The sequence below is a fragment of the Polaromonas sp. P3_C2 genome (genome assembly GCF_056402675.1).
In genome coordinates, this window is sequence record NZ_JBFUGX010000109.1 from 1 (window position 1) to 8643 (window position 8643).

The 8643-nt window shown below is 62.7% G+C and carries 10 protein-coding genes; 2 read left to right on the forward strand and 8 right to left on the reverse strand.

What is annotated here, in order from left to right; translation table 11 throughout:
* Nucleotides 1-47 precede the first annotated feature (47 nt).
* Nucleotides 48-371, reverse strand: coding sequence for a metalloregulator ArsR/SmtB family transcription factor (locus AC1DWI_RS06840; RefSeq protein ID WP_477669455.1), 324 nt, complete (start codon nt 369-371; stop codon nt 48-50).
* Nucleotides 372-515: 144 nt separating this feature from the next.
* On the opposite strand from AC1DWI_RS06840, the gene AC1DWI_RS06845 reads away from it, so the two are divergent.
* Nucleotides 516-974, forward strand: coding sequence for an EVE domain-containing protein (locus tag AC1DWI_RS06845; protein ID WP_477669454.1), 459 nt, complete (start codon nt 516-518; stop codon nt 972-974).
* An 8-nt stretch (nt 975-982) separates the two neighbouring features.
* Here the strand turns inward: AC1DWI_RS06845 and AC1DWI_RS06850 are convergent, their stop codons facing one another.
* The 6 genes from AC1DWI_RS06850 to AC1DWI_RS06875 form a co-directional block, all read right to left on the reverse strand.
* The gene (locus AC1DWI_RS06850) at nt 983-1717 is read right to left on the reverse strand and encodes a Crp/Fnr family transcriptional regulator (RefSeq protein WP_477669453.1); all 735 of its coding nucleotides are present in this window, start codon (nt 1715-1717) and stop codon (nt 983-985) included.
* On the reverse strand, nt 1692-2441 hold the full coding sequence (locus AC1DWI_RS06855; RefSeq protein ID WP_477724579.1) for a cupin domain-containing protein: 750 nt from the start codon (nt 2439-2441) through the stop codon (nt 1692-1694). Before AC1DWI_RS06855 ends, AC1DWI_RS06850 begins: the two co-directional genes overlap by 26 nt.
* Nucleotides 2396-3004, reverse strand: coding sequence for an SDR family NAD(P)-dependent oxidoreductase (locus AC1DWI_RS06860; RefSeq protein ID WP_477724580.1), 609 nt, complete (start codon nt 3002-3004; stop codon nt 2396-2398). The genes AC1DWI_RS06855 and AC1DWI_RS06860 overlap by 46 nt, the downstream gene beginning before the upstream one ends.
* Before the next feature lie 35 nt (nt 3005-3039).
* On the reverse strand, nt 3040-3438 hold the full coding sequence (locus AC1DWI_RS06865; protein ID WP_477669451.1) for an MAPEG family protein: 399 nt from the start codon (nt 3436-3438) through the stop codon (nt 3040-3042).
* Nucleotides 3439-3649: 211 nt separating this feature from the next.
* Entirely contained in the window at nt 3650-5089 is a 1440-nt protein-coding gene (locus AC1DWI_RS06870; RefSeq protein WP_477669450.1) for an N-acyl-D-amino-acid deacylase family protein, read from the reverse strand.
* Between the two features lie 6 nt (nt 5090-5095).
* Nucleotides 5096-6076 carry a Bug family tripartite tricarboxylate transporter substrate binding protein gene (locus AC1DWI_RS06875; protein WP_477724581.1) on the reverse strand — a complete coding sequence of 327 codons (981 nt, stop codon included), beginning with the start codon at nt 6074-6076 and terminating at the stop codon, nt 5096-5098.
* A 107-nt stretch (nt 6077-6183) separates the two neighbouring features.
* On the opposite strand from AC1DWI_RS06875, the gene AC1DWI_RS06880 reads away from it, so the two are divergent.
* Nucleotides 6184-7080 (forward strand): LysR substrate-binding domain-containing protein, encoded by an 897-nt coding sequence (locus AC1DWI_RS06880; RefSeq protein ID WP_477724582.1) that lies wholly within the window; start codon nt 6184-6186, stop codon nt 7078-7080.
* Nucleotides 7081-7100: 20 nt separating this feature from the next.
* On the opposite strand, the gene AC1DWI_RS06885 is transcribed toward AC1DWI_RS06880, so the two are convergent.
* On the reverse strand, nt 7101-8643 hold a 1543-nt coding region (locus AC1DWI_RS06885), incomplete at its 5' end, for a bifunctional protein-serine/threonine kinase/phosphatase (RefSeq protein ID WP_477724583.1).

The window sequence follows — 8643 nt, forward strand, 5'->3', positions numbered from 1 at the left end:
CCCATGCTGAACCTGTGTGAGATTCAGCATGGGTCCCTCTCTCCTTGTTACCTGGCTTTTTGTGTTTTGGCCGCAACGCGTTCCCGTTTCAGGGGCCGCGCGACCGGGCATAGTTCGAATGCATAACCCGTGAGGCTGTTGACGAGGCTGTCACCGTTGAGCTTGTAGAGCACAAACTGGCCGCTGCGCTCGCTGGTCACCAAGCCGGCGTTTTCAAGCACCGACAGGTGGCGAGAAACGGCCGGCGTGCTCATGGCAAAGCGCTCGGCCAGCTCAGTGGTGCTGAGTTCTTTCTCGGTGAGGTACGCCAGAATTTGGCGCCTGGGCCCCGAGGCGAGCGCTTCAAATATTTTGTCAAGGGATGCAGGCATTGATGTATTAACTTATTTGTTAATAACTTTATTCAAGATGGTCCGTGCTGTCAAGCGGCTTCTGGCCTGAGGCCGGCGCTTTTCTTTGCCCCATCGATCCGCTAAGCTTTGCTTCGTCCCCACTTCAGGTACCAAGGCCACCCCATGACAAGCTACTGGCTCATGAAATCCGAACCCGAAGAATGCTCGGTCGAAGACGCGCTCGCGGCGAAGGACTCAACAGTCCCCTGGGTCGGCGTTCGCAACTACCAGGCGCGCAACTTCATGCGTGACGGAATGCAAGTCGGCGATGGCGTGCTGTTCTACCACTCAAGCTGCGCCGAGCCGGGCATTGTCGGCATCGGCCGGGTGGCATCTACGGCCTACCCTGACCCTACGCAGTTTGATGCGAAGTCGCCCTACTACGACCCCAAGTCAAAACCTGAAGAACCGCGATGGATGCTGGTGAATGTGCAGGTATTGCGCAAGATACCCAACATCACCCTGCCCGTCCTGCGTGCACGGCCAGAACTGGCAGACCTGCAGGTGCTGCGCAAGGGCAACCGCCTTTCCATCACGCCCGTCGAGCCGCAGCACTGGAAAGCCATCACCAGCAAAAAGTGAGAAACCTGTCAGGCGCCGGACTGCGGCAGGCTTTGCAGGCGGCGCAACCCGAAGAGGTCCTTGATGATGATCTGGCCGCGCTGGCTTTTCAGGAAACCTTCGGCCACCAGCCCCTGCATCAGCCGCGCCACCACTTCACGCGACGTACCCAGATGCCCTGCCAGCTGCTGCTGCGTCGTTTTCAGTACCCCGTCGGACGAGGCGTGCAGCAACACAAAATGCACAAGGCGTTGCCGGTGGTTGAAGGAATGAACGGCATCGAGTTCTGCCATCAACCTGAAAACAAGCGTCGAGAGCGCATGCAGCGTCAGGTCCTGGATGCACGCTTCCTGCTTGAAGAGCTGCCGGTACAACGGACCGGGGATGACGGCGACACGCGTCGCCTTGTCGGCCTGAACCCAGGCGGGATAAAGAAGATCGTTGAACAGGCAGTTGAGCGAGAGCACGCAGGTCTCGCCGGGCTCCACCAGATACAGCGTCGCCTCGGTGCCCGCAGGCGTGATGGTGTACACGCGCAGCCGGCCCGACAGCACGACATAGGCGCCGGAGGCAGGCTGACCCTTGTGAATGATGCCTGTTCCCGCCAGTGCACTCATTGGAACCGCACCCTGGGTTAACAGGTTACGGCCGTCGGCACTCAGGCGGCTGAAAGGCTCGAAAAGGGCAAGTTCACGTAAGACCTGCATATTGCTCCATTCGCGGCAACCTGCCGCACCGTCAAACCATCGGTGCCACGTGGCCACGCTTGATCCATAACAGGGCACCTTCAGAACTGGCCAGGGCGGGCTGCCTGGTGAGTGGATTTCGCAGCCAGCACACCGCGCCGAGGTCCTGCGCACCCGCAGCGCGTGCGTTCGTATCGTCGCCGGCTTCGACACGGACCGAGCCCTCGACGACAAGCATTTCCTGACCGCCATGCGCGTACTGCGCGGCCATGGTACACCCCGGTTCCAGCCGTTCGAGGAATGCGGTTTCCCTGGGGCCCTCGTACAGCAATGCACGCCGATGCCGGGCGATTCCGGCATCCACCCAGGGCCTGTCTGCTGCACGGATGACGACGCGGCGCTGTTCAAGCGGGTCCATCTGCCGCAGCTTGACGAAAATGGTACAGCCCTCGTCGCTGAAGGGCCTGTGGCTGGAGCCCGGCGGGTTGCGCACATAGGTACCGGGGCCGTACGAGCCGTGCTCGTCGGAAAATACGCCGCAAAGCACAAAAAACTCTTCGCCCAGCGCATGCGAATGCGCGTCAAACCGGCTACCAGCCGCATAACGCACGAGTGACGTTGCCAAAGCCACCTCTGCACCGGTACGCTCGAGCATGCGCCGCTCGACCCCGGGTTGCGGCGACGGCAGCCACGGCAGCGACCCGGCCCGTAGGAGGACGGGCTCCGTGMGGTCGGCGTTCACGTGCATCAGCTCCATCAGAACTTCTCCGACGCGGTTCGCAGGTCCAGCTCCTGCGTCCATGCGGTGCACGCCTGTTGCGCCAGCCACAGGAAATTGGCAGCCACGCCGTCGGGCGCCATCACCGGGGCTTCTGCTGCCGCGTAGCGGGATGCGGCAGCAGAGCCGCGAAGCATGCCGTCCAGCACGACGTGGGCCACGTGGATGCCCTGCGGCTGGAACTCTCTTGTCAGTGACTGCACGAGCCCACGAAGGGCAAATTTGCCCGCGGCCATGGCCGCGAAGCGGGCCGAACCGCGCAGCGAAGCCGTGGCGCCGGTGAAGAGCAGGTTGCCGCGCCCCACGGCCAGCATGCCCGGCAGCACGGCCCGGGCGCAGTGCGCCGCCCCGACAGGGCCGGCTTCAAGGCACTCGCGCAGCGCACTCGCCTCCAGTTCAAGAAAAGGAGCCACTGCCAGATGACCCGCGTTGTACAGCAGCGTGTCGATGTGTCCGTGGCGCTCAACCAGGGCCGCGACGGCTTGCGCCACTGCGTCACCATCCGCCAGATCGCAATCTGCGCGCCGCAGGCCCGCCACTTCGTACCCCGCCCCGCTGAACTGCAGCGCGAGCGATTCGCCGAGCACGCCACCGCTTCCCGCRATGAGTGCGAAGGGCCGGCTCACAGCACCCCCAGCGGGCGCCCGATCAACACCAGTGTGGCCGCCCAGCCCGCTGCCCAGGCAAGGGTGCGTGCGCCGGGAACACCAAGCGTGTAAACGACGTAGTGAATGAGCCGCGCAAAAAAGTAGACGGCGCAGGCGATGGCCGTCACCGAATCGGCTCGGCCGCTGGCCTGCACGGCCAGCACGGCCGGCGCAAAAATCACCAGGTTTTCGGTGGCATTGGCCTGGGCCCGCTGTGCGCGCTGGGCCCATTCGGCAAGGGGTTTTTCTGTGGCGGTCGGGTTGGCCAGCGTACCGCCCAGCCCGCGCACGGCGATGCGATTGAGGACATAAGGCAAGGCGAACAACGCCGCAGCGGCCAGGGTCAATGCCAGCCAGTAGATTTCCTTGGACATGATGGGTTTTTCCTTCTTCGTGACATGCCGCAATGCGGGCACGAACGCGAAGATAGCCGCGCCGGGAAAAGCGTTCTGTAGCTTTTGCTACAGAGCCACAAAAATCTGGAAGACCTGATCATCCTGCGCAAGGGCAACCGGCTGTCCATCAAGCCGGCGGAGCCAGCGTTGGCGCGTGATTACCAAACTGCTGGCGAAGTAGCCCTCGCAATCAGGGCACGTCGCCCTGCCCGCGCAGCACCTGGCCCGCACCTGCGCATACGGTGTTGCCATCGCGGCAAGCGAGCTGGCCGTTAACAAAAACGGCATCAATACCTGAGCTGACCTCGGTCGGATGCCCATAGCTCGCGTTGGCGTTCACGCGGTCCGGGTCAAAGATGACGATATCGGCGTGATGGCCCGGCGCCAGCGTTCCCCGGCCTGTAAGGCCAAAGCGCCGGGCGCTGAGGCCGGTCATCTTGTAGATGGCTGTCTCGAGCGAAAAGAGCTTTCTCTCGCGCACGTAATGCCCCAGCACGCGGGGGAAAGTGCCCCACAGGCGCGGGTGCGGCCGCACGTCATGCGCCAGGCCGTCGGAGCCGACCATGGCCATCGGGTGGCTCAGGATGCGGCTGACATCGTCTTCACTCATGGCGAAGTAAATGGCCCCCGCCGGCTGCAAGGCACGGGCCACGTCTTCTTCGGTCTGGTTGCGTTCGCGCGCCAGCTCTTTCAGCGAACGGCCGGCCACACCCGGCTCGGGTTGCGACCAGGTCACCAGCACATCGCTGGACTGCTTCACGCGGGACGGCAGCAGCATCGTGGACGAGGCGTTGTATGGGTAGCAGTCGAAACACACCGGCTGCCCTTGCGCGGCCTGCTCCAGCAGGGCCAATGTCTCTACAGACCGGCCGTGGTTGGCCGTGCCAACCAGCTTGTGATGGGAAATCACGGTGCCCACGCCCAGCTCGCGGCCAATGTGCAGGGCCTCGCGCAGCGCCTCGTCAATGGCGTCGCCTTCGTCGCGAATGTGCATGGCCACGATGCCTCCAGCCGCCTTGAGCTGTGCGCCTACGGCAATCACCTCTTCGGCCGTCGCGGCTTTTGCGGGCGGATAGTACAAACCCGTCGACAAACCAATGGCCCCAGCGTCTAGTGCGGCCGTGAGTTCTGCCGCCATGGCAGCAGCCTCTTCAGGCGTTGCGGCCCTTTCAAGGTCTGCCACGTGCTTGACCCGCAGCGTGGAATGGCCAACAAGGCAAGCCACGTTAACGGCCAGGCTGGACTGGGCCAGTGCATCCAGGTAGGCCGCAAAACTTCGGTAGACCCAGCCGTCGGTTCCCAGAATGTCCAGCGGCGCTGGCGGGTTGGCGGTTTCCAGCGGGGCCAGGCTGACGCCGCAATTGCCCGCTATGACTGTCGTGACGCCCTGCGACAGCTTGGGGTGCGGGCCCGCCGTGGGCATCAGCAGCAAGCGGTCGTCATGGGTGTGTGTATCAATAAAGCCCGGCGCCACGATGCGCCCAAGCGCACTGACGCGCTCTGTTGCCGGTGCAGATGCCAGGTCGCCGATGGCAGCAATCTTGCCCTGGAATACACCCACGTCGGCACGCAGGCGGGGCGCGCCAGTTCCATCAATCACCTCGCCGCCTTCAACGATGACATCGAACATGCGCGCTCAATCCAGGTGGACGCCGGCGCGCTTGACGACATCCGCCCACATCCGCGTCTCCCGCATGGCGCGGTCAAACAKGCGGTCGGGTGGGCCCATGGTGGTTTCGAAGGAAATGGCGGCATAGCGTTCATTGACGGTGGCATTCCCCAGCACCTTGTTGATTTCGCTGTTGAGCCGCATCACGATGTCCCGCGGTGTACCGGCCGGCGCCACGATGCCGCCCCAGGCCGTCGTTTCATAGCCTTTAACGGACTCCCCGATGGTGGGCACGTCGGGCAACTGCACGCTGCGTGCCCGGCCTGAGACGCCCAGCGCCTTGACGCGGCCGCTCTTGATGTGCGGCGCGATGGACGACAGGTTGTCGAACATCAGGTCGACCTGGCCGCCCATCAGGTCCTGAATCGCCTGCGGGCTGCCGCGGTAAGGCACGTGGGTCATGAAAGTGCCGGTCATGCTTTTGAACAGCTCGCCCCCCAGGTGCCCGGTGGTGCCGTTGCCGGGAGACGCCATGCTGAGCTTGCCGGGCCTGGATTTGGCCAGCGCAATCAAATCGGCCACGTTATTCACGCCAAGGTCGTTGCGCACGACAAGCGCGTTTTGCACATAGCCGATCAACGCCACGGGTACCAGTTGCTTGTCGGGGTCGTACGGGAGTTTGGAGAAAAGGGCTTTGTTGATCGCCAGCGTGACCACGTTGCCGTAGCCCAGGGTGTAGCCGTCCGGTGCGGCCCGCACGATCTCCTGCATGCCGATGTTGCCGCTTGCGCCGGGCTTGTTGTCAATCACAAAAGGCTGCCCCAGCGTCTTCATCAACTCGCCGGTAAGGATGCGGCAAATGTTGTCCGGCGAGCCACCGGCAGAAGACGGCACGATCAACCGGATGGGCCGGTCGGGCCAGGCGGCGCGCGCCAGCAGGGGCGACGCTGCCATCGCCGCGGCACCCAGCTTGAGAAGCGCTCGCCGGCTTGCTTGAAATTCAGTCATGAAGGCCACCTTTAGGGTTGATCAATGAGAAAACTGAATGATGCTTGGACAAATCTTTGGCTACAAACGACAATTTGTCCGTCTTCCATGTCTTTTTCTCATGCACCATGATGCTACGCGCGCCTTCCACGATGTCCCTGCTGTGCCTTGAAGCCAGCGCGCGGCTGCGGTCTTTTACCGCAGCTGCGCAAGAGCTTCACCTGACACAAGGTGCAGTCAGCCGTCAGATCATGGCGCTTGAAAGCCGCCTTGACCTCAAGCTGTTTGTGCGGCGCCGGGATGCGGTGGTCCTGACGGAGGCCGGCCGCTATTACCTGGAAGAAGTCAGCGCCATTCTCCAGCGCCTTGAGCGCGCCACGGCCAATGTGATGGCACTCAAAGGGCGCGGGGGTTCGCTGACGCTGTCGGTCGGCGCATCGCTGGGCAGCTACTGGCTGATTCCGCGCCTGCCGGACTTCACCCGCGCGTACAGCGAAATCACTCTTAACTTCGCCACCCGCGTGGGCTCGGTTGATTTCAAGAGCATGCCGGTAGATGCCTCGCTCGAATTTGGCGACGGGAAACGGCCGGGCCTGCACAACGACTTTGTTTTGCCCCTGGCCATGGCTCCGTATGCCGCACCGGCATGGATAGCCAAAAACGGAAAGTCGCTGACGTCCCGAACGCCTTTATCCGCCCTGGTACACCACACAACGGTATTGGACGCCTGGCAAAAGTGGTTCGACTACGCAGGCATGGAAATCGGCACCGGGCAAGAGGGGCCACGCTATGAGTTGATGTCGATGGCCCTGAATGCCGCGGTGGTGGGCCTGGGCGCAGTGCTGCTGCCTGATTTCATGGCCAAGGATGCGGTCGCCACCGGCCGCTTGCGCCAGCTTTCGAAGAAACAATGGGTGTCTACGCGCGGCTACTACCTGGTATATMCAGAAGAGTCGGCCGGGCTTGAAGCCCTCAAGGTATTTCGCACCTGGCTGCTGGCGGAAGCGACAGCTGGGCAGGTCTGAGACAAGGGCAAGTTGCAGGCCTATCCGCCGGCAGWCTTGAGCGCCACCAGCACCACAACGACCACAGCCAGAACCAGCGAAACACCCCGCCAAAACGCCACCGGGTTGCGCTCAAGCAAGGCCGGACGGGTCTTGTCCAGGAATGACTGGTTGGGGTGACGCAGGTCGTACAAGAACTCCGACAGCTCACCATAGCGCTTGGCGGGATCGGGGTGAACGGCCTTGCGCAGCACGCCGTCTATCCATGCGGGTATGTCACGGTCTTCGTACAGAACGGAGTCATAGCGCAGCTTGCTTTGTGCGGCCCGGGTCCGGCACTTGGCCACTTCGGCGCCGTAGGGCAGCTTGCCTGTCAGCATCTGGTAGGTGATGACGCCGAGCGAGAAAAGGTCTGAACGCGTGGTGCCGCCCTCGCCCACAAAATACTCCGGCGCCGAATACTGGGCCGTGCCCAGAATGTCGTTGTGCCCGCCGGGCGCATCTGCTTCCATGAGGCTGGCTACGCGGGTTGAGCCAAAGTCAATGATTTTGGCCGTGCCGGTCTTGTCGATCATGACGTTCTCGGGTCGCAGGTCCTGGTGCAGCATCTCCAGCCGGTGAAACGCGCGCAGGCCTTTGGCGATTTGCTCCACCAGCCCGCGCACGGCTTCCAGGCCGGGCCGGGGGTTGTCGATCATCCACTGACTCAGTGTTTGCCCGTCGATGTATTCGGTGGCCACGTACACGTAATGACGCTTTCGGGTCGGCACATAAGGCTTCAACACATGCGCGCTGTTGATGCGCCTGGCGATCCACTCCTCCGTCAAAAACCTTTCAAGGTAGGCCGGGTCACCGCCCAGATCTATCGACGGTGTTTTAAGGATGACGAGCGCGCCCGTGTCGTTGTCGGTGGCCAGGTAGATGTGGCTGCGGCTGCTGCCGTGCACTTCGCGGACGATGGTGTAGCCGTCAAACTGCGTCCTGGCCTCCAGGATGGGCGGAAGCGGTAGGCCTGACAGCTGCTGGAGCAGCTCGCCGGCCTGCCCGTTGGGCAGCTCATCGACGCGGACAATTTGTGCCGTGAGGTTGTCGCCACTGCCTCGCTCCAGGGCTTTTTCGACGATGGACTTGGCTGCCATATCCAGCCCGCCAGGCTCGTCGGCACAGATGTGGATGAGGCCGGCCATGTCGTATTCGCTGACGTGTTCATACACGCCGTCGGTGGCCAGAAGAAAGATGTCGCCCTGCTCCACCTGCTGGGTCTGGTAGTCGATCTCAAGCTGCGGCTTGAAGCCCAGCGCGCGGCCCAGATAGCTTTGGCCCTGGGAAATCCACACACGGTGGTCGTTGGTCAGTTGTTCCAGCGCCTTGCCGCGCAGGCGGTAAATGCGTGAATCACCGACATGAAAAATATGCGCAGTGGTCGACTTGATGACCATGGCACTCAGGGTGCACACATAGCCTTTGTCCTTGTCGTAGCGGTACTGGCTTTTCTGTGTCTGCGCATGCAGCCAGGAGTTGGTGGCGCTCAGGATCCGCTCGGCCGATGTCTTGACCGACCAGGCTTCCGAGGTGCAGTAATAG

Excerpts from the sequence above, each read along its gene's own strand:
- AC1DWI_RS06840 (WP_477669455.1), bottom strand. The coding sequence starts at position 371 with ATGCCTGCATCCCTTGACAAAATATTTGAAGCGCTCGCCTCGGGGCCC.
- AC1DWI_RS06845 (WP_477669454.1), top strand. The coding sequence starts at position 516 with ATGACAAGCTACTGGCTCATGAAATCCGAACCCGAAGAATGCTCGGTC.
- AC1DWI_RS06865 (WP_477669451.1), bottom strand. The coding sequence starts at position 3,438 with ATGTCCAAGGAAATCTACTGGCTGGCATTGACCCTGGCCGCTGCGGCG.
- AC1DWI_RS06870 (WP_477669450.1), bottom strand. The coding sequence starts at position 5,089 with ATGTTCGATGTCATCGTTGAAGGCGGCGAGGTGATTGATGGAACTGGC.